This is a genomic window from Bradyrhizobium sp. 153 (genome assembly GCF_023073835.1).
Lineage (GTDB): Bacteria > Pseudomonadota > Alphaproteobacteria > Rhizobiales > Xanthobacteraceae > Bradyrhizobium.
The window spans coordinates 1-541 of record NZ_JADPKH010000089.1; the positions used below are offsets into that span (position 1 = coordinate 1).

The 541-nt window shown below is 70.4% G+C and carries 1 protein-coding gene; it reads right to left on the bottom strand.

Going from position 1 to position 541, the window contains the following annotated elements; translation table 11 throughout:
* Positions 1 to 445, bottom strand: a 445-nt coding sequence (locus IVA91_RS24020) for a chemotaxis protein CheW (RefSeq protein ID WP_247280640.1), incomplete at its 3' end; no start/stop codon positions are given.
* Positions 446 to 541: the final 96 nt, after the last annotated feature.

A 541-nucleotide genomic window follows, 5' to 3' on the forward strand; every position in this document is an offset into this window, starting at 1 on the left:
CGAGCTCGAGGACGCGATCGACGTCGAGGACGACCATGAGCTGGCCGTCGAGGCGGTGGACGCCGCCGGCGAGCTTGGCCATGCGGGGGTCGAGGTTGACGGGGTTGTCTTCCTTGCCGTCCTCGGGCAGGCGCAGCACCTCGCCGATCTGGTCGATGAGCAGGCCGTAGGATTCGCCGCGCAGGTCGACGCCGACCGCCATCGGCACCTTGCCGTCTTCGGCCTTGGGCAGGCCGAGGCGGGCGCGCATGTCGACCACGGTGACGATGCGGCCGCGCAGGTTCAGCACGCCCGCGATCTCGCGCGAGGACAGCGGCACACGGGTGACGCGCTCGGGCATGAACACGTCCTGGACCCGGGAGATCGGCAGGCCGAACAGCTGGCCGCCGATCATCGCGGTGACGTATTCGACCATGGCGCCTTCGCTGGACTGGGTCTTGCTCATCGCTGGTCTCCTGATCCTGGGTTAGGCCGCCGCTGCCCGGCTCAGCTCGGAGGCGCCGGCGGCGCCCGCGGTCTGCTCCTTCAGCGCCGCGATCAG